The organism is Nostoc sp., assembly GCF_036919495.1.
In the GTDB taxonomy this organism is placed as follows: Bacteria; Cyanobacteriota; Cyanobacteriia; order Cyanobacteriales; family Nostocaceae; genus Nostoc.
Genome location: NZ_JBALBZ010000026.1, coordinates 89,730 through 109,100 on the forward strand (window position 1 = coordinate 89,730; position 19,371 = coordinate 109,100).

General features: G+C 41.8%; 23 protein-coding genes. 13 read left to right on the forward strand and 10 right to left on the reverse strand.

The genetic code is table 11. From position 1 onward, the window contains the following. The first annotated feature begins 70 nt into the window (after positions 1 to 70). Positions 71 to 373, forward strand: a complete 303-nt coding sequence (rpsN, locus tag V7K25_RS03025) for a 30S ribosomal protein S14 (RefSeq protein ID WP_335154920.1) — start codon at positions 71 to 73, stop codon at positions 371 to 373. A gap of 121 nt (positions 374 to 494) precedes the next feature. On the opposite strand, the gene V7K25_RS03030 is transcribed toward rpsN, so the two are convergent. Beyond that, entirely contained in the window at positions 495 to 824 is a 330-nt protein-coding gene (locus V7K25_RS03030) for a hypothetical protein (RefSeq protein ID WP_012410384.1), read from the reverse strand. A 107-nt stretch (positions 825 to 931) separates the two neighbouring features. Between V7K25_RS03030 and aat the strand changes: the two genes are divergently transcribed. The 4 genes from aat (at position 932) to V7K25_RS03050 (ending at position 2,561) form a co-directional block, all read left to right on the forward strand. Then, positions 932 to 1,507 carry a leucyl/phenylalanyl-tRNA--protein transferase gene (gene aat, locus V7K25_RS03035; protein WP_335154922.1) on the forward strand — a complete coding sequence of 192 codons (576 nt, stop codon included), beginning with the start codon at positions 932 to 934 and terminating at the stop codon, positions 1,505 to 1,507. Positions 1,508 to 1,637: 130 nt separating this feature from the next. Beyond that, complete coding sequence (locus tag V7K25_RS03040) at positions 1,638 to 1,862, forward strand: BrnT family toxin (protein WP_335154964.1); 225 nt, start codon at positions 1,638 to 1,640, stop codon at positions 1,860 to 1,862. Continuing rightward, on the forward strand, positions 1,825 to 2,103 hold the full coding sequence (locus V7K25_RS03045) for a BrnA antitoxin family protein (RefSeq protein WP_335154923.1): 279 nt from the start codon (positions 1,825 to 1,827) through the stop codon (positions 2,101 to 2,103). Before V7K25_RS03040 ends, V7K25_RS03045 begins: the two co-directional genes overlap by 38 nt. A 209-nt stretch (positions 2,104 to 2,312) precedes the next feature. Continuing rightward, a complete protein-coding gene (locus V7K25_RS03050; protein WP_335154925.1) occupies positions 2,313 to 2,561 on the forward strand; it encodes a UPF0175 family protein in 249 nt (82 codons plus the stop codon). On the opposite strand, the gene V7K25_RS03055 is transcribed toward V7K25_RS03050, so the two are convergent. The 3 genes from V7K25_RS03055 to V7K25_RS03065 are packed head-to-tail and all read right to left on the reverse strand — an operon-like array spanning position 2,501 to position 4,525. After that, positions 2,501 to 2,731: a hypothetical protein gene (locus V7K25_RS03055; protein ID WP_335154970.1), complete on the reverse strand. Its 231-nt coding sequence runs from the start codon at positions 2,729 to 2,731 to the stop codon at positions 2,501 to 2,503. The two genes, V7K25_RS03050 and V7K25_RS03055, sit on opposite strands and share 61 nt — an antisense overlap. Before the next feature lie 11 nt (positions 2,732 to 2,742). Further along, positions 2,743 to 3,579, reverse strand: coding sequence for a DUF3598 family protein (locus tag V7K25_RS03060; protein ID WP_335154927.1), 837 nt, complete (start codon positions 3,577 to 3,579; stop codon positions 2,743 to 2,745). Between the two features lie 43 nt (positions 3,580 to 3,622). Beyond that, entirely contained in the window at positions 3,623 to 4,525 is a 903-nt protein-coding gene (locus V7K25_RS03065; RefSeq protein ID WP_335154928.1) for a cell division protein FtsX, read from the reverse strand. A gap of 392 nt (positions 4,526 to 4,917) precedes the next feature. On the opposite strand from V7K25_RS03065, the gene V7K25_RS03070 reads away from it, so the two are divergent. From V7K25_RS03070 to V7K25_RS03080, 3 genes are all read left to right on the forward strand, one after another. Then, the gene (locus tag V7K25_RS03070; protein ID WP_335154930.1) at positions 4,918 to 5,205 is read left to right on the forward strand and encodes a Mo-dependent nitrogenase C-terminal domain-containing protein; all 288 of its coding nucleotides are present in this window, start codon (positions 4,918 to 4,920) and stop codon (positions 5,203 to 5,205) included. 452 nt (positions 5,206 to 5,657) lie between these two features. Beyond that, the gene (def, locus tag V7K25_RS03075) at positions 5,658 to 6,221 is read left to right on the forward strand and encodes a peptide deformylase (protein ID WP_335154932.1); all 564 of its coding nucleotides are present in this window, start codon (positions 5,658 to 5,660) and stop codon (positions 6,219 to 6,221) included. Positions 6,222 to 6,231: 10 nt separating this feature from the next. Next, entirely contained in the window at positions 6,232 to 6,435 is a 204-nt protein-coding gene (locus V7K25_RS03080; protein ID WP_335154934.1) for a hypothetical protein, read from the forward strand. Between the two features lie 216 nt (positions 6,436 to 6,651). On the opposite strand, the gene V7K25_RS03085 is transcribed toward V7K25_RS03080, so the two are convergent. Then, on the reverse strand, positions 6,652 to 7,782 hold the full coding sequence (locus tag V7K25_RS03085) for an EAL domain-containing protein (protein ID WP_335154936.1): 1,131 nt from the start codon (positions 7,780 to 7,782) through the stop codon (positions 6,652 to 6,654). Positions 7,783 to 8,523: 741 nt separating this feature from the next. Between V7K25_RS03085 and V7K25_RS03090 the strand changes: the two genes are divergently transcribed. From V7K25_RS03090 to V7K25_RS03100, 3 genes are all read left to right on the forward strand, one after another. Continuing rightward, positions 8,524 to 9,324: a PD-(D/E)XK nuclease family protein gene (locus V7K25_RS03090; protein WP_335154938.1), complete on the forward strand. Its 801-nt coding sequence runs from the start codon at positions 8,524 to 8,526 to the stop codon at positions 9,322 to 9,324. A 278-nt stretch (positions 9,325 to 9,602) separates the two neighbouring features. Next, entirely contained in the window at positions 9,603 to 12,014 is a 2,412-nt protein-coding gene (gene recJ / locus V7K25_RS03095; RefSeq protein ID WP_335154966.1) for a single-stranded-DNA-specific exonuclease RecJ, read from the forward strand. 145 nt (positions 12,015 to 12,159) lie between these two features. Then, positions 12,160 to 12,639, forward strand: a complete 480-nt coding sequence (locus V7K25_RS03100) for a DUF4351 domain-containing protein (RefSeq protein WP_335154940.1) — start codon at positions 12,160 to 12,162, stop codon at positions 12,637 to 12,639. Positions 12,640 to 12,660: 21 nt separating this feature from the next. Here V7K25_RS03100 and V7K25_RS03105 read toward each other — a convergent pair whose 3' ends face one another. The 3 genes from V7K25_RS03105 to V7K25_RS03115 all read right to left on the reverse strand — a co-directional run bounded on the left by V7K25_RS03105 (position 12,661) and on the right by V7K25_RS03115 (position 15,339). Further along, complete coding sequence (locus V7K25_RS03105; RefSeq protein WP_335154942.1) at positions 12,661 to 13,536, reverse strand: hypothetical protein; 876 nt, start codon at positions 13,534 to 13,536, stop codon at positions 12,661 to 12,663. A 221-nt stretch (positions 13,537 to 13,757) separates the two neighbouring features. Then, positions 13,758 to 14,396: a pentapeptide repeat-containing protein gene (locus tag V7K25_RS03110; protein ID WP_335154943.1), complete on the reverse strand. Its 639-nt coding sequence runs from the start codon at positions 14,394 to 14,396 to the stop codon at positions 13,758 to 13,760. A gap of 268 nt (positions 14,397 to 14,664) precedes the next feature. Beyond that, complete coding sequence (locus V7K25_RS03115; protein ID WP_335154945.1) at positions 14,665 to 15,339, reverse strand: cadmium resistance transporter; 675 nt, start codon at positions 15,337 to 15,339, stop codon at positions 14,665 to 14,667. 607 nt (positions 15,340 to 15,946) lie between these two features. Here V7K25_RS03115 and V7K25_RS03120 point away from each other — a divergent pair. Next, positions 15,947 to 16,387, forward strand: a complete 441-nt coding sequence (locus V7K25_RS03120; RefSeq protein WP_229553802.1) for a Crp/Fnr family transcriptional regulator — start codon at positions 15,947 to 15,949, stop codon at positions 16,385 to 16,387. A gap of 40 nt (positions 16,388 to 16,427) precedes the next feature. Here the strand turns inward: V7K25_RS03120 and V7K25_RS03125 are convergent, their stop codons facing one another. Continuing rightward, the gene (locus V7K25_RS03125; RefSeq protein WP_335154947.1) at positions 16,428 to 17,849 is read right to left on the reverse strand and encodes a cobyrinate a,c-diamide synthase; all 1,422 of its coding nucleotides are present in this window, start codon (positions 17,847 to 17,849) and stop codon (positions 16,428 to 16,430) included. Positions 17,850 to 17,972: 123 nt separating this feature from the next. Here V7K25_RS03125 and V7K25_RS03130 point away from each other — a divergent pair, with 123 nt between their 5' ends. Then, entirely contained in the window at positions 17,973 to 18,611 is a 639-nt protein-coding gene (locus tag V7K25_RS03130; protein ID WP_335154949.1) for a glutathione S-transferase family protein, read from the forward strand. A 164-nt stretch (positions 18,612 to 18,775) separates the two neighbouring features. On the opposite strand, the gene V7K25_RS03135 is transcribed toward V7K25_RS03130, so the two are convergent. Then, entirely contained in the window at positions 18,776 to 19,144 is a 369-nt protein-coding gene (locus V7K25_RS03135) for a hypothetical protein (protein ID WP_335154951.1), read from the reverse strand. Positions 19,145 to 19,371 lie beyond the last annotated feature (227 nt).

Below are 19,371 nucleotides of genomic sequence, written 5' to 3' on the forward strand. Positions count from 1 at the left end.
ACAAGTAACCCCAGAATTGATGGAGAGACTGTAGAATGGAAAACGGTGTCTTTAAATAAGTTAGAAAATAATGGCAAAAAAGAGCATGATTGAGCGCGAGAAAAAGCGCACTAAGTTGATAGAAAAATATGCTGACAAGCGGGAAGCTCTTTTGGAAGAGTTCAGAAGTGCAGCATCTCCCCTAGATAAGCTGGAAGTCCACCGGAAGATTCAACAGCTACCCCGGAATAGTGCGCCCACCCGCCACCGCAATCGTTGCTGGTTGACTGGTCGTTCTAGAGGTGTTTACCGCGATTTTGGACTGTCTCGGAACGTGCTGAGAGAATGGGCGCATGAAGGTCTATTGCCTGGAGTTGTTAAGTCTAGCTGGTAGTTAAGAGTCATTAGTCATTAGTCATTGGTAAATAACAAAGGACTAATGACATAGACGCTTCTGCGGCTACTCTTCGAGAATGCCAAGGGCGAACCCGCAGGGTAGGACAAATGACAAAATATTATTGACCACAACACTTATCAATTCCCAGACTTTCTAAGAGTAGATCGCTGACGGCGTTAGCGATCGCAAACTCTCCATAGAAGCTATTAGAAAAATCATACGACTGCATCTCTGTGACAATGGCAATTACCAGAGAACCAAGGTCGTTTTCTCCTTCCATGCGTTGACGCACAAAAATCTGTGCGGCTCGTTGGGCGATGTTTTGGTTGACTGCTTCGGGGATAAATTCTGTATCTAGCCACCGTTGTAAGCGTTCTCGTAACCATTCACCTTCGAGGAGAGGGTTTTCAGGTGGTGGTAGGGTAATGGGTGGAATTGGTTGAGTCATTTTTTTTATTTTAAACGCAGAGGGACGCGGAGGGAAACGCAGAGGAACGCGGAGGATGATTGATAGGATCAAATGGCGTTTCTAAGAGTGTTTTTTTATATTTATTTATGGAATATGATATCGCGGCTATTGTTGAGGGTTATGCACAAGGCTATTTTCTCATGGCTGATGATAGCGATCGCCTGAGTTGGTACGGAAGTCGCGATCAAACTTTTATTCCTTTGGATGAACGGTTTCACTACCCTAAGTCTTTGCAGCGTGTCCTGAATCAAGAGCGTTTTAGTGTGGCTATTAATCGGGACTTTCAAGCTGTGGTGGCTGGGTGTGCTGACAGAGAGACAACTTGGATTTCACCGGAATTACAAAAGATTTACTGGCTACTTTACCAGAGTGGTTATGCTTTTAGTTTTGAAACTTGGCAGGGTGAGGAGTTAGCTGGGGGAATTTTAGGGATTGTTATTGGTGGGGCTTTTATTGGCGAGTCAATGTTTTATCGCATTCCTGAAGGTTCGAAGGTAGCGATGGTAAAGTTGGTGGAAAGGTTGCGTCAGAGGAAATTTGTGTTTTTCGATGCCCAAATGATGAATCCGCATTTGGAGAGGTTTGGGGCTTATCGGGTTGAGGATGAAGAATATCAAGGTTTACTTAAGCAAGCATTGGAACGTCGCTGTTTTTTACTATAAAAATAAATGGATTTCTCATTCATCTGTAATAAGCGATAATGGGCTTAACTGTTTATGTATTGTTCATTAAGCCTTCATGCAGTTTGAGTAGGACGAAACAAAGAATCTTGAAAATATTCGTAAACATCGAATTGATTTTGCAGATGTCCCCGGAATGTTTAATAATTCCATGCTAATTGAGCTTGATGAGCGTTTTGATTATGGCGAAGATCGCTGGATCGGAATCGGCTTTTTAGGCAACGGTGTAGCGGTTGTCGTTTGGACAGAACGGCAGAACAACATAGTCCGCATTATCTCAGCACGAAGGGCAAACCGATATGAGCGTCAACGACTTGAAAAATACCTCACGTACTGATTGGGCTGCATTAGATGCGATGACGGATGAGGACATTGATTACTCAGACATCCCACCATTGAGCGATGAGTTTTTTGAAAATGCCACGCTGAGGATTCCCGCAACACGAGCTAGTGACCTGATTGAGTTAGATTCAGAAGTGATAACGTGGTTTCGTAAACAAGGTGCAGAGTACAAAACACTGATTAACTCAGTTTTGCGCCGTTACATTGAAAACAGTGGCGATCAAGGCGCAGGCTAACAATAACTTTACAGCGAACGGTCTACCACTTACTTTTAAAATATAAGGTTGGGAAGAAGGATGGACTTACCCAACATATTCTTGCACTCACAATCTTAAACATTCCAGCATAAGAAGTGCGATCGCAGTTTAACAAACCTACTGCACCATAAAGTAGTTTGAGGTTTCTTGGGCTACCTTAAAAATATAATCGGTAAACTAGCCTTGTTATGAGTGTTGTAATCTCAGACGAAATTTTACAAGCATCTCGGCTTACTCCAAGCGAATTTTGTCAAGAAATTGCGCTGTTCCTATTCCAGACAGGACGCTTAACGATAGGCTACGCCAGTCAGCTAGCGGATATGCAACCTAATACCTTTCGCCAACTCCTCAAGCAGCGAAACATCCCTCTGTACTCCTACGACGTTGAAGACTTGGAATTGGATTTGAAAAAGCTGCGAGAGCTTGGAAGGCTTTGATTGTTATCAGCATAATCTCTCTGAGATGGATAGAGCGATCGCTCTATTTTCTCTTCAGGTACGATGGAAATAGGTTCTAGTGCGATCGCTAATATTGTAGGTTCGGTTGACGCTAGGAAACCCAATATCATAAAGTCTTGATCGAAGTTACTAGAGATAAGCGATCGCACTCTCAAATCCCTTACACTTTTTCTTCAGTAACTAATGTTAGACTAACCCATTCGCCTTTCTCGTTATAGCTGCGAATCATCCTCTGACGTAGGTTTGACTGGATTAACCAACCCGCTTCCAAAAATAAGGGTTGACGTAATTGCACCTTTAGAGGAGAAGTTGCAGAAGCACCATCAGGTAACAATAATACTTGTATTTGCTTTTGGGGATCTTGGTCAAAGAGAACAATGGAACCTTTGATGCTAGCAGTTGAGGTAATTGTACGTAGACGCGAAGCGGCTTGTCGTAAGACATCGCCAAAAGAGGTAGTTTGAATTAATCGCCCAGTATCATCAAGTTGTATTTTCAAAGTTGTAGAGTAAATATCAGGCGATCGCAAATCTCGATATATTGTCACTGCTTGGCCTTGCCATTCACCCAATAAGTCATTTATCTGCAAAGGTGGACGTTCTGTTGCTGGGGTTCCAGCTAGATGTTCTCGAATGAGAATTAGTCTATTTAGATGACCGTTTTTATCAAACAGTTGCACCAGACGGAAGCGGCGATTTTCATGAACAAAAGCGAGTTCTGCACCGAATTCGGAAAATGGCCCCAGCTGAATTAAACCTTCAGAAAATGAACCATTTTCAAAAAAAAGTAGACCCCCTCCCACAGACCGAAATTCTCTGATTACATCATCTGCTCCCGAACGGCTCAGAGTTAGGCGTACTGTCTGGTTATTATTCAAACCTTCCAGGGAAAGACGGCTAGGAGTATCGTTCAGAAGTGTACCTTCGGGAGAAAAATTGGTAAATGAACCTTCCCATACACCAAGATTTTGCAGAAAACATTCCCATTGCGATTTCATAAGTTTTTGTCATTAGTCCTTTGCAATGACCAATGATTAATGATTAACCTTTGGCAAAACGTCGGACAGCGAATAAGCTTCCCATTAATCCTACAGCTGCACCGAAACTTAAGAGAATTAGGGGCAAGAGTAAAATTTGGGCTGGAGTGAGTTGCACCCCGTTGGTGATAGCTTGAATAAATTCAGGTTGATTGGCTAGTAACTTACCGAGAAACTGTTGAATCAGAGAAATGAAACTCCAAGCGATCGCACCACCAACCAAACCGAAGGTAATCCCTTGTAAAATAAACGGGAGGTAAATCCAAGCAGACGTTGCTCCCACTAGTTGCATAATTTCAATTTCCTGGCGTCGCGCCATCACAATCAGCCGAATTGTCGTAGTAGTTACTGCGATCGCTGTTAAAGTCAGAATAATTGTAATTGTTAAAGTAATCCAGTTTAGACCTTGGTGCAATTGGGCAATGCGTTTAACTGCTTCATCCACATACTGCACCGTATCAACTCCCGGCAATTTAGCCAACTGCGTTGCTAAAGTTGGTACAACTTGAGAATTACGCGCTTTTACCTTCATCTCATCAACCAGAGGATTCTCACCTAGCTGCTGCGTAGCCCCCTCTATATCAGAAATTCTCATTTCCTTAACTAACTTAGTCCAAGCTTGCTCTTTGGTAATGCTTTGTATAGCCGCCACCTCTGGCATTTGTGCGATTAGTGGTTCAATGGTTTCGACTTGCGTATCTGGTTCGAGATAAACTGAAACTTCTAGCTGACTACCAAACTGATAGAGGAGTTTTTCAACTTGCCAAGAGGTTTGCAAACTCAAGCCAAATAAAAACAGTAAAACCGTAACAGTACTTACAGCTGCCCAATTCATCCAACCTCCCCGCAGTAAACCGAGGAAAGTTTCTTTGAGCAGGTAGTCAAGTTTCGTAAAAGATTTAAACACACATCACCTCAAAAATTGAATGAACTTAGCGTGTTGACGTTAAGTTCAGCTTTTACGTCTTTGTGTCAATAACATCACTATTTATAATCAATAGTGCAAAGTTTGCCAATACATCAGCTTTTATACATTTCTACTTCCTTGCTGCTCCTTTGCTCCTGCTGTCTCGACGATTTACCTTGCCCTCGTGCTATTCACTATAGATAGACTCACTGTCACTCCCACAGTTATTAATAAGAATTGGCTACTTATTCTGCTTCCTAAGCAATTTTACTGTTTTTACAACTGACTTAAAAAAAGGGGGAAAATAGTTTGGTAATTCTACGATGTTTACTATCTGAGGGGAGGTGTAACTTTAAAGGAACAAACAAGGTTGATTGAAGGAACTTTAAATTATGAACTTCTTAAATAAAGCCAATGTGAATAATAACTTCTTAAGCCAAATCCAATATCAAATTGAGTCCGTAGAAATACATGATTATCATCTAGCTAAACTATTGTGCAAAGTAATTCCCTCCAATTGCCCTTTTGAAAGAACTGTTACAGTTTTCGGTCGGACTCTGTTACAAATTCCACCTTTGTGTAAAATTAACCCCCTCTATGAACAAATAGTTGGTCTTCGTTTTAAGTGTTTATTATATTTAGTTAATGAATGTGGTGAGGATGCAAGAAAATATTGTTAAATATAGGTTTATTTCAATAAAAAATAGATTGAATAAATCTTTTTACTAAAAAAATATTGTATAGAAATCCTAGTTGCAATCAGAGGTAAGTCAGAAATTGGCGGCTTACCGCACGCTACCACTCCAGACGCAGAGAACACAGAGAGAGAAGAAATAGAGAGAATTCTTGCGTCAGTTTTGAGATATTTTTGTATTTGGAAGTTCCTAAAGATTTTTGGCTATATTTTAGTCATCTTCGCTACTAGACGCACTCGCGTTCGCTTAGAGCAAGTCAGACGCTCGTTTCGACGCTCGTTCCTCTCTACGAGACGCTACGCGAACGCTAAGGCTATCGCTATCGAGTGTCGGGAACCTCCGTAAAGCACTGTCTCCCTACATGTATTTCAAAAATTAAATATGAGTCTTATAGAATAAAGATAGTAGGAATTTTCACCATCTAGCCATCAAGACTCATGCCTTCTGAAATTGCTGTAGAGAAAAAAAAGTTAAAAAATCCACCTTTGGAGCTTCATTATTTAGGCGATCGCGTCCTACGTCAAGCTGCAAAGCGAGTTACGAAAGTAGATGACGAACTCCGCCAAGTGGTGCGCCAAATGTTGCAAACTATGTATAGCAAAGATGGCATTGGTTTGGCTGCACCCCAAGTGGGAATTCACAAACAATTAATTGTCATCGACCTGGAACCAGAGAATGCAGCTAATCCACCTTTGGTGCTGATTAATCCCACTATTAAACAAGTAAGCCGCGACATCTCCGTAGCTCAAGAAGGATGCTTGAGTATTCCCAACGTATATCTAGACGTAAAGCGCCCCGAAGTCGTGGAAATTGCCTATAAAGACGAGTACGGTCGTCCCCGGACATTAAAGGCTAATGACCTTTTAGGACGCTGCATTCAGCACGAGATGGATCACCTTAACGGCGTGGTATTTGTAGACCGTGTGGAAAATTCCTTGACTTTAGCCCAGGAGCTATCTAAGAATGGCTTCTCGTATCAAGCGGTGAAACCAATAAAATAGGGGGCTAGTTGTGTATTTAACTCCAAAAAGCGGTTTATTTCTGGGTGGTTCTTGTGTAAGTGCGATCGCATCTGTTGGTTCGATTTTTGAACTCAGTTACGGACGACCAGATTTTGGTTTCACAGCCACTGCGATTATCCTGGCATTGAGCATTCCACTCACAGGATTATTTTTTTTCGCCGCAGTGAAGGACGCAAGGGCTAACATGAAATAAGCATCAGGTACATAAAAAAGGTAAAAGGATGAAGTAAAAAGGCAAAGTTCATTCTTTTACCTTTTATTTTTACTCTGCATTTTCCACTGTCCCTAAAGTTTTTAGCGTTACTAACTGCGCTGCGGTTAACCCTGTAACCCCGGTGATACAGCGCTTCCCGCTATTATGCAATAGGCTGGTTTATCTTAACGACATCTTAGCTTTCATGTCGCCCCCTTAGCTAAGATGCAATACTACAGATGATGTTTCTGTCTTCAAGTCAGGTAATAGAGTCACAGGTATAGCACTGGGTTTGGCAATAAAATACCCTTGAGCGAAATTTGCGCCTCGTTCTCGCAACCAGTTTAGTTCTTCAATGCATTCAATCCCTTCAGCAATAGTAAGAATGTTTAACTTTTGTGCAATTTCTAAAAGTTTTTCAGTAATCAAACCTTTGTACGGGTCTAGATGTACATTTCTAATTAACTCCATGTCCAGTTTAATCAAGTCTGGACGTAACTGATGCAGTAAGTTAAGGTTAGAATAACCCGAACCAATGTCATCAAGGGCAATTGAAAAACCAGTATCCCGATAATATTTGAGAACAGCTTTGAGATGGTCTAAATCTTGGGGAGAGTCTGACTCTACAACTTCAAAGACAACCCGATCATAAGAAATACCCGCTCGCTCGATGGCTTCTACAGTACTGCGTAGACAAGAAACAGGGTCATAAAGTGCGGTTGGTGCAAAATTGATGAAGATTTTTCCACTGGTTTGATGGTTCCTGAACTGGGCGATTGAACTGAGGCGCGCAATGCGGTCGAGTTGGGGTAAAACTCCGGCTTCGGTCGCTAACTCAATGATTGCTTTTGGCAGTACTAAATTACCTTGTGCATCTATCCCCCGTAAAAGGGCCTCATATCCATAAATTTCCGATGTATTCTCTGTAGAAACAATTGGTTGGAAGTAACTGGTGAATTGATCCCTTTCTATCATTTCCAGCAACCAGTCGGACTCATTGAACTTGATAAAGCGCTGCAATGAGGCCATATCACTAAAGTCTTGGAGTTGAGGTTGGATATTACCTCTAATAAAGAGGACTTGTGTTTGGTTTAATTCTCTAGATGTGAGGAGTTGAGACACCTTATGGGCAATGTCTTGGGCTTGCCCAATTTTACAGTCTAAACTCAATCCAGGTGGCTGATGCACTAATTCATACTTAATGACAAGCGGCTGTAAGAAGTTAATAACTTTGTTCAACGTATGTTGAACGGGGAACCAGAAAAAGAGTTTACCTGCTTCCTTAGGGTGGCAGCGTGCAATATTGTGACAGGTACAAGCTTTAAGTTTTGGTGATACTTTACTCATAAATAACCAATATCAATAATTAGCGTTTCTCTCTTCATGTTATATTTATTTGATAGTGTTTAATTGCAGTGTAAGTACTGAAAAATAATTAAAGATTCTATCTGAAAGATAGAAAAAGCATGACTGCCTTCCACAAATGAGCAAAGAAATATCGAAAAAATTAAGCTGAGAAATCAATATGACTTGACAGTAGTAGAATAGAAAGTCTTGTCTTTCATTAGAGGTTGTTTGAAAAGTATTTCGCTGTGACTTTAGGCACTTTTGATCCCCCCTAACCCACGCCAGTCGCTCCACTTGGGGAGACCCCAAGACCGTGCTGGCTCCCCTTAAAAAGGGGGGAACCAGAATCAAAGTCCCCCAATTTATCGGGGGATTTAGGGGGATCTAAAACGTTTTGCTACCAACAACAGGACTTTTCAAACATCCTCTTAACTTTAAATATATAATTTTTTATGAGTTAATAACTAATTTATGTTAAGTGGGAAGGATCTCTTAATTTTATTAAGAAATAATAACCTACCGATCTTCATTTTCATTTAAATTAACTTTATATAAGTCCAGTAAACCTAATCTAGCTATTGCTTACTCAAAGATTTTAAAAAATATAGATAAAAAAATTCACGATTTGGTACTTAATGCAATTAATCAAATCAGTGAGTATCCAATGGAAGCGCTGGGTGATACGGTAAAACCTTTAACAAGAGAAAAAAGGTCTAAAGGATTTTGGCGTAAAATAGAAGAATGCTGTCAACTCATACTCAACTACTGCGACTGTCTCAAGGACAACTCAACTTACTAGAAGTTTGTCCGCGTAAATTTCAACATACTTATCTAGAAAAACTCAATTCGCCCTCAAATCCAGAACAAGAAGAACGACAAACTTTGGGTAGTCGTTTTCACTTGCTCATGCAGCAGCGAGAAATGGGTTTACCAATTGATGGTTTTTTGCAAGCAGATGCTAAACTGCAAAGCTGGATGCTAGCTTTTGCCGATGCAGCCCCAGAAATTTTAACGCCTGCATCTGATAATCAAACTTTCCGTGAGAGTGAACACTACCGAACTCTGCAAGTTCAGGATTATTTGCTGACGGTTGTCTATGATTTATTGATTGCAGATAACCAACAAGCGCAAATTCTCGACTGGAAAACTTATCCTAAACCACCCAATAAACGCAAATTAGAATCCAACTGGCAAACACGGCTTTATCTGTATGTATTAGCAGAAACTAACGACTATTTGCCAGAAAATATTTCGATGACTTACTGGTTTGTCCAATCTGAGGGAAAACCACAAAATATTAAATTTAATTACAATACTGCTCAACATACACAAATAGCAAAGAAACTTAATCAATTATTAAGCCAGTTAAGTATTTGGCTGGAAAATTACCAAAATAACCAGCAGTTTCCTCAAGTGGTGGAGGGTAGCAAAACCTGTGATTATTGTCAGTTTGCTAAAAGGTGCGATCGCATCCAATCTACTGAAGAAGCAGTGAAAGATTCATTGCCCAATTTTGACAGCATTCAAGAAGTCTCAGTTTAATTTTATCCGCAGGATTGTTTTATCGAACTAACAGTTAAAAGTTAGTTAGTAAGTCGGTGCCAATATTTCCAGCTATGTTAAGAAATTTTAATGTAGTTATCGCAGAGCGCAACGCACCGTCAACAATTCCAGGTGCGTTAGCCTACGGCATAACACACCCTACAGCTAATTTATATTTCTTCATATACATTGAATTTTTCTCACCGACTTACTTAATTAAGAGTTATCAATTAAAACTCTTAACTCCTAACTTCTTACCCCTAACTCCTAACTTTAGTATGCCAGAACAACAACAGTGGACTATAGCAGCAACCGAACAACCCCCGGAGTCGTTCATCCATGCGGTGAAACAGTATACACCCGCATCAAGTGGAATATATGCAGCACAATTGTTGTGGCAACGGGGAATTAAAGATCATCAACAATTAACAGCTTTTATCAACCACAAAGCTTATCAACCAGCGAGTCCCTTTGAGTTTGGGCAAGAAATGCACTTAGCGATCGCCCGGTTGCAACAAGCATATAACATCAAAGAAAAAATTGCCATTTGGGGAGACTTTGATGCTGATGGGATTACCGCTACATCTGTACTTTGGGATGGATTGGGGCAATTTTTTAAACAAAATACTCAGTTAATTTATTACATTCCCAATCGCCTAAAAGAATCTCACGGACTCAATAATCAAGGGATTGATAACCTCGCAAAACAAGGTTGCAAATTAATTGTTACTTGCGACACAGGCAGCACAAACACTGAGGAAATTAGCTATGCCAAGCAACTAGATATAGATGTAATAGTTACAGACCATCACACCTTACCCACGGAACGTCCACCCGTCGCAGCAATTATTAATCCTCGTTATTTGCCCAGAGAACATCAGCTGTTCAATCTGTCTGGGGTAGCGGTAGCTTATAAGTTAGTCGAAGGATTATATCAAAGTCTGCCTAATATTGCAAAAAATCCGTTAGAGGATTTATTAGATTTAGTAGCAGTAGGATTAATTGCCGACTTAGTGCAGTTAAGTGGAGATTGTCGCTATTTAGCACAGATAGGAATTCAACGACTGCAAGTAGATTTTCAACAGCCGCCAGCAGCGCGTCGGCGTCCGGGGGTGGGGCGATTATTAGAATTGTGCCAAAAAAGTGGCGATCGCCCCACAGATATCTCCTTTGGTTTAGGGCCAAGAATTAACGCCGTTAGCCGCATCCAAGGCGATGCTAGTTTTTGCGTTGAATTATTAACTAGTCGGGATGCCAAACGTTGTAACGAACTAGCCGAAGTTACAGAACTCGCAAACACCCGCCGCAAATCTCTGCAAAAAGATGTGCAAGCGCAAGTAGCACAAAAACTTACCCAATTAGACTTATCAACCACCAGCGTCATTGTCCTAGAAGATGCCCAATGGCCTGCGGGTGTCTTGGGCTTAGTCGCCGGACAAGTAGCACAAGAAACAGGTCGCCCGACTATTTTATTAAGTACCGAAGGAGCAGGGGGAGATGGGGGAGATGAGGGAGAAAATCTTACTTCCTCATCCCCCTCATCCCCTACCCTCGCCCGTGGTTCCGCCCGTTCGGTGAATTCTGTGGATTTATACCAACTGGTAAAAGACCAAGCACATTTGTTACATCGCTTTGGGGGACATCCCTTTGCAGCAGGTTTGAGTTTGTTAGTAGAGAATATTCCTTTATTTACAGCAGCGATTAATCAGCAGTTGCGGCAATCTTTAGGTAGTACAACCCTAACACCAACTGTGCAAGCAGACTTGACGGTAACAGTAGCAGACTTGGGAAAAGAGTTATTTTTAGAATTTAAAGTGCTAGAACCTTGTGGAATGGGTAACCCTGTTCCGAAATTGCTAATTCAAAACTGCTGGTTTGAAAATTCTTGGCATCGCAATCAGCAGGATTGGCAAGGGAAAAAGGTACAGTACATTAAAACCGAGTTTGATATTCGGGATGATTCCAGCAGAAGTGCTTTTCCTGGTATATGGTGGGGGCACTACAAAGATGAATTGCCCATAGGAAAGTGTGATTGCATAGCAGAATTAGACTATAACACTTTCAAAAAACGTTATGAAATTAGATTAATTGCCGTGTGTCCCAGTGTTAACTCAGCACTCAACACTCGGAATGGGCTAAACGCCCCGCTATCGCTAACCCCATTCATCTTAGACTGGCGTAATTTAACCACTCCCCACTCTCCACTCCCCACTCCCCCACTCTTGCTTGAAGATTGTCCTACAAACTGGGATGATTTACGCGCATGGTTGCGGCGATGTCTAACGATAAGTAGTTCGCAACAATTAGCGATCGCTTGGTCTAAACCCAACCTCCAACCACCCAATCAAATTTGGCTGACTCTTGTAGGAATTGCGAAATATCTTAGTCGTACAAATCAACTAGTTACCCGCGTTCAACTTTTAGAGAAAATCGGCATTACCGACCAAACCTTACTTGTAGGAATCAAAGCTTTAAAATATTTAGGGTTCACAGTTAAGCGACAAGACCGTTATTTGCAAATCACCTGGCATCCAAGCGATAATGCAGAAAACTTGGCACAGGCAGCAGTGGAACGATTTTTAGCTGCTGTCAGAGAAGAACAATTTCAGCGACAATATTTTGCTGAAGTACCTTTATCTACTATTGTGGCGATCGCAAGTTCTGACAATTACATGGGTACAAACTTTTAAAACGTGAGTTCGACTGCTATTTTCGTGCAAATCCCTTCTATATTGATGAAAATCGCCAGCCTCAGATCCCCGACTTCTCCAACAAATCAGGGATATTGTTGTTCACAAATGATTTAGGATTACTAAATGGTATAACAATCAACTGATGACCGAGGAACTGGAAAGAGCAGATAATGATAGCCCGTGGAAAGAAATTTTAGAAGCTTACTTTCCCCAAGCAATGCAATTTTTCTTTCCCCAAACAGCAGAACTAATTAATTGGGAACGTCCCCACGAATTTCTCGACAAGGAATTTCAACAAATAGCCCGCGAAGCAGAACTTGGTAGGAGATATGCAGATAAATTAGTTAAAGTCTGGCAAATTCAAGGACAAGAAACTTGGCTATTAATCATGAGCTACATTACCACAGGCGAACGCATTGGTTACGAGCGGGGAAAACAGGAACAGGGGCAAACACTTGTGCTACGGCTACTACAAAAACGGGTAGGAGAGTTACCACAAGAGGTTCGGGGGCGCATTCAAACTCTTTCCCTAGAGCAATTAGAAGCACTTGGTGAGGCTTTATTGGATTTTACAACCCTTGAGGATTTACTTAACTGGTTGGAAGCAAATCAAACAGCGTAGAACATTTATTGATGGAAATGATTAGAAAGATTCATCCTCATCATCTTCAGACAGAGGCTCAGGTGGTAGCACGATAACGGGATGAGGATTGTACGTAGTTGGAGGTTGGAAGTACAGCAAACGTACTCCTTTGGCTTCTAAGCTCTGTGGTTTTGTGTAGACATCGTAAGCTAAATCTACATACCAGGATTTAGATTTGTCTATTACTTCCGCCAAAGCATTATCAATGCGTTCGGCATAACCCTTAAATACTTCATCTTCTAAGTTAAATAATAACTCTGAATCTGGAGCTTCTACCAACAGCCGCTCGTACTCAGCTTCAATTCTTGCAATTTCAGGATCTACGTTGACTCGCATTGCCCACTCCATCAATTGTGGCACATGCAATAGAGAAAACTGTGGGGGCAAGCCTGGTGCATCAACTTGTTCATCATAAAACTGATCGCTTTCACTTTCTTCAGCATTAACACAACCAGAAATGAAGATGTGACCTGTTGCATCAGTTTCTAGCAGGATACCGTTGTCGTCACGAGTCACCCTAAAATGAAAAGCATCGCACCCTAGTTCCATTGCCAATGCCGACAAACGAGGGCGACTAGCACCTTCTGCGCGCACACAAAGCAGATCGACTGGCCAAGTCTTAACAATCGTCCACCCGCCCTCACCAGCAAAAAAGCCAACAATCCACCCACCCGTTCCATTAAAAAAGCATACAATTCCCAGTTTGCGTACAATTACTTCCCACAGATATTCATCCAGATTGCATACAAGCTGAGGAGGCTGGGGAATACGCAGACAATCTGGCTCCTGTTCTAACAAGCGTGTCACTTCCTGTTCGATCGCATCAAAATTGTCTGAACGAATACAAGTGGTATAATTCGCGTATCTAAAAAACACCTCAAATCTCCCCTACTCAAAACATAGTTTGGTTTTTTCACGCCGACTTACTCAGGTTGAAAGTACAATAGCCTGTCTGAAAAGTAAAAAAGCCCACGTAACGGTATCCTGTCAGTAGAAAAATTCCGTCGAACTCACATTTAAAAAAGTAAAGCCTGGATTCATATTGAATTAGGCTTTTGAAATTTTTTATTAAATTTGCACAGAGAACTTCAGTTTAATCACTGAACAGTGAATCCTTCTGGTCTGATTGCATCTTCCAAATCAACCCCCATCAGGTTAACCCCCTGGATGTTTGCATTTGTGAGATTTGTCTTTTCTAAATCTGCGCCCTGTAGGTTAGCGGTTTGCAGATTTGCTCCCAGCAAGTTAGCTTTCTCTAGGTCTGCATCAAATAGGTTTGCTCCCACAAGGTTTGCTCCCAAAAGGTTTACCTTACCTAAATCTGCCCCTTGAAAGTTTGCCCCTTGTAAATTTGTTTGCTGTAAGTTAGCCCTTTCTAAATCTGCATTTTGTAAGTTAGCACCCTCCAAGTTTGCCGCTTGCAGGTTTGCATCCTTGAGCATTGCTCCAGTCAGATTACATCCGATACATTCATTGGTTTGTAATAAACGTCTAACGTTTTCTGCTACAGACACTATTGGAGATGTAACCGGAGATATTGCTGGGGCAGTAACAGACTCCATTGGAGATGTAACCGGAGATATTACTGGAGCTAGTTCAGATTCCGTAGGTATAGATGGTGTTAGTGTTTGAGCTTTAACTGCTTGCTGGTCAAGGAGCGAAAATCCTATTACAAGTACCAGAAATACTGCTGTTACAATCCACTGAGTTAATTTTTTTGGATTTGGTTTATTCATTAATTCCTTCCTTTGATGATTCGTAGTGCTGGGCTTGCTTTTATAAGAGCCATCAATAATGTGCTTTATTCTCACTTTAGATAACTTGATTGATAACATCAAATATTATTGTGATTCAAATTGATAAATTCAAGTGATTAAAAAATATTTTTGGATGGGAAGCGATCGCTGACTTTTTTGGTTACATGACGGAGATAGCACCCATCAGGAATTTCGAGTTTTCAGATCGGGTGCCGCAGCTACGCCCGTCGTAGACATCGCCTCATACCTAATTAGAAAGCATTGCCAGACTAGGTAAAAGCCGATATGTTTCACTTTTAATTAAGATAGAGAGTCCCAAGTAAATTAAGACAAAGGGGAAAATTTTGCGACCGAAGCGAGTTAAAACGGGAGCCATGAGAGGATTACGAGTCAGGTTGTAAGAGAGTAAGCACCACACCCCAACAGTAAAGTAGCAAACACACAGAATTACACCCAAACTTGGAAGATTGCTAGTAGCAAACAATGGTACATAGATCCCAATGTTGTTTCCTCCATTGGCAATGGTGACAGCAGAAACGCGGTAAGTTTGCGGATCGCGGATGGTTGCTAATAGTGATTTCTTCTGCCGTCCAGATTTGACAGGAGAGGTTGAGTCAATTGACACAGCTTGCACTGTCTCTGTTTCCGCTTCTCGACTGATGAGATTACTGATACCAATAGTAATGGGAAGCAAACCCAGCAAACCAATCCAGGTGGTTGGAACAATCAGACCGCCGAAAAAACCAGGGAGACTAGCGCATACTAAGGCTGTGAATCCCAGAAATTCACCAATAATAATATGCTTAGGACGAAAGCTGCGATTGACTTTTCCGAAAAAAGCTGTCAAATATAAATTGTCGTCAAAGGTGGTTGCAAAAGCGGCAGAGATTCCAATAATTATTGTACTAATTAACCAACTCATAATTGTTGCTCACGATAATTCAATGCTGTTTGTCCTAGTCCTTCTCTGCTCCCTATGTCAGGGCAGTTCAGGAGATTTTGTGACTGTTTTACCTAACGACCACCGATCGCGGTTCGTTAGCCATTAGCCAGTTCCCCAGTTTTTAGAAGCTATTGCCTCTAATGAAATTGGTGATTTTTGTTTCTCAGCAAGGTACCTTGGAGTTCATGAAATAAATATTAGGGCTTACAACCAAATAAGAGCAAATACTCTTGTTTTTTAAAACGATAAATAAAAGTGATTAATAACTCAACCATTTATGTTTCCCTCGTTCATTTGCTCTGCATGGGAATGCATTCATTGAGACTCTGACTCAATATCTGACCCGAAACAGCCTTAATCAGCCACAGAGCATGGGAACGAGAGAATACCTAATACTGAGTTTGAAGACTTTCTGTGCGTAGTTTACTGCCGTAGGCATCGCTCCTATTAAAGCAATGCTAAGTGGTTTTCTGTCGGTAAAGTTTAAGATATTCTTGACCGCTAGCGTTCAACATCGGTTAATATGACTAATCGCGTGGCTTCAGTTTTAAAATTTACAGTAATATTTAATATTTAATTTGTAATTATGCTAACCAGTGTTGACCGTTTATTATTTGTCCGGCGAGTCCCAATTTTTAAGGAATTGCGGGATGATTTTATTGTGCGGCTCACTTCAGTAATGAACGAATTGTCATTTCCAGCTAATTACACGATTTTTCGCCAGGGAGAAGAAGGGCGATCGCTCTATATTGTCGTCTCAGGCCGAGTTAAAGTTCACATCGGAAATAAACAGTTGGCAGAGGTGGAACAGGGAAAATACTTTGGGGAAATGGCAGTATTTGATACTCAACCTCGTTCCGCCAGCGCAACGACTTTAGAACCTTGCGAATTTTTAGAACTGACGCAAGAGCAGCTGTATGATGCGATCGAAGAAACTCCCGAAATTGCGGTGAATATCATTCGTGAGTTATCCCGTCTGATTCGCAAGTTGAATGACGATCTGAGTGTCACCTCTTTACGGAGTTAATTCACTGATAGTTTTTAATTCACCCTACTGGTTTTTGTGCTTATTTCCATGTTTCTATAGATGCTAGTTTTCGACATTCTTGAAGAAACTGCTGGGGAATTTCTCTACTTTCTCCCCAGTGCGAATGCACATAAGAAGCATGAACATTTGCAGGTAAACCCCATCCTTCGCATCCCATATTTTCCTCAGAATCGTAGCGAGAAGTTTCAAACAGGGGCTGAGTAGGATTTAAGGTTAAATGGGAACGATGAAACTCGTGTCCGTAAACAGTTGTACCTGCCTTGACTAACAAATTATCTTGCAAAGCTACTGCCCGACGATAGCCTAAAGTTAAACGGCCACCCATTACAGCAGATGTCGGTAAAACTCCCGCCATCGACCAAGATTTACCCTCAAAATCGATAATCTGCTCACATAAATACATTAATCCTCCGCATTCAGCGATCGCAGGCATTCCTTGAAGAATTGCTGTTTTCACTGCATCACGAACGCTAGTATTTTCTGCTAGTTGCTGGGCAAAAATTTCTGGGAAACCTCCACCAAAATACATTCCCTGCACATTTTTTGGTATTGCAGCATCTTCTAAGGGACTCCAGAAAACCAGTTCTGCGCCAAGTTGTTGCAGCAAATCGAGATTGTCTTGGTAGTAGAAATTAAAAGCGCGATCGCGGGCTACTGCAATTCTGACTGATAATGACGGGGGATAAGGGGGATAAGGGCGATGAGGGAGAGGTTTTGATTTTAACAGGGGTAATAAGTGTTGCCAATCGAAGCAGGTATCTCCTAAATCGGCGAGGCGATTAATTAAAGCGTTGAGTTCGGGAAGTTCTGCTGTGGGAACTAAACCTAAGTGGCGATCGGGAATTGTGATGTTATCTTGACGGCGCAGTCCGCCGAGAATCGGTAATTTTAAGGGTTCGAGAGAATCTTTCAGTAGAGAAAGATGGCGATCGCTCCCCACGCGATTTAATACTACTCCAGCTATTTTAATTCGGGGATCAAAAGATCGATAACCGTGAGCGATCGCAGCTACAGAACCAGATAAACGACTACAATCAATCACCAACACCACAGGTAAATCTAAAAGCCGCGCAATGTGTGCCGTACTCGCAAAGTCTGTTGGGCATTGGGCATTAATCAATAATTCTTCTTCCCCTGCTCCCTCATCCCCACTCCCCTTCACTCCATCAAATAATCCCATTACCCCTTCCACTAGGGCATATTCACTTAGTTGGCTATTACGGGCAAAACATTGTTGAACGTAGGCTTCGGAAGTCAACACTGGGTCTAAATTCCGACAAGGACGACCAGTTACGTGTTGATGAAACATCGGATCGATGTAGTCTGGGCCTACCTTGAAAGATTGCACCAGGCGATCGCGACGGCACAAAGATGCTAAAAGTGTGAGCGTAACTGTTGTCTTGCCCACCCCACTACGTTCTCCAGCAATAATTAAAGCCATAAATGAAATCAAATGAGGTTTTTATACCAATTAGGGGAGTTAGCCTGAAAAAGATTGTCTAATAATATAGCTAGAGATTAGCCGACATCGGATAGTAATGAGCCATCAAAAGAGGAACGTTTTATGATCGTTGTTCATCATCTTAACAACTCGCGATCGCAGCGTGTGCTGTGGCTGCTTGAGGAATTAGGTATCGAATACGAGATCAAATTCTATGAACGCGATGCAAAAACGATGCTAGCACCGGAGTCGCTGCGCCAAGTCCATCCGCTTGGCAAGTCACCAGTAATCACAGATGCAGACCTCACCATTGCTGAGTCAGGCGCTATCATCGAATACCTCGTTAATCGCTACGGCAATGGTCGGCTAGTTCCGGCATCCGATACACCGGAGCATCTGCGCTATACATATTGGCTGCATTACGCCGAAGGCTCTGCAATGCCTCCTCTGGTGATGCGATTGGTCTTGAATAATTTCGGGGAAGGAGACAGCAGCGTTGTTAATGGATTCGTCGCGCCTCAGATCAAACTTCATTTTGACTACATAGAAGGTGAACTTCGTAAGAGTACGTGGTTTGTAGGGGAGGAATTCACCGCCGCCGATATCCAAATGAGCTTTCCCCTCGAAGTAGTGGCTGTGCAAAAAGAAGAGGCCGAGAACTGGCCAAAGATCAAAGAATTTGTCGATCGCATTCATGCCCGACCTGCTTACAAACGTGCGCTTGAGCGTGGAGGCAGATATGACTATATAACAAAGACGTGATAAATCGCCGTCTCTACAAAGGAATTATTGTACAGACGGCGATTTATCGCGTCTCTTCCCCTTGCCTTAAACAAAAACAAGGGTGGGCAAATAGTTGCCCACCCTTGTTTTTGTGTAAATATATAGAGCGATCGCACATCTAAAATGTGTCAATTTTTCCTAGCTCATGATGCGACTAACTTTTTGCGGCTGGGACGCTTGTATTCTGATTTTTTCTTCAATCCTACCGCTTGGGCTTGGTCGCTATCTAATCCATATTGTCCGCGCACAACTTCTTTCATGGCTAATACTGCATTATGAAATTCCCATTCTGCTAATCGCGCAGCATCAGCAGCAGCACGGTATAAAGCTAATTTCTCGGTTTCGGCTTGTTGCTGGGCTAACATAGCTTGATAAGCTTGCTGTAAGTTGGTAGCAGAGGCATCAGCACGGGTTGTTTGGTAAGTGGCGATCGTTTGCAAGCCGTGCCATGAAGTAACATCTTCACTAATTAATTGAGGGCGCAAACGGCGTGTTGTATCTTGGGTAGGCATATCAGCATACTGTTGTAATGTATATATTTAATGTGCCCATTGTGACTTTTAAACTAACAGTAAGGTGAAGTTTTTAGATAAAATAAAGTTAAGCAAAGGGTAAGCTCATCTTTGCAGGTCGATGCATCTAAGTTGCAGGTCGATGCATCTAAGTTGCAGGTCGATGCATCTAAGTTGCAGGTCGATGCATCTAAGTTGCAGGTCGATGCATCTAAGTTGCAGGTCGA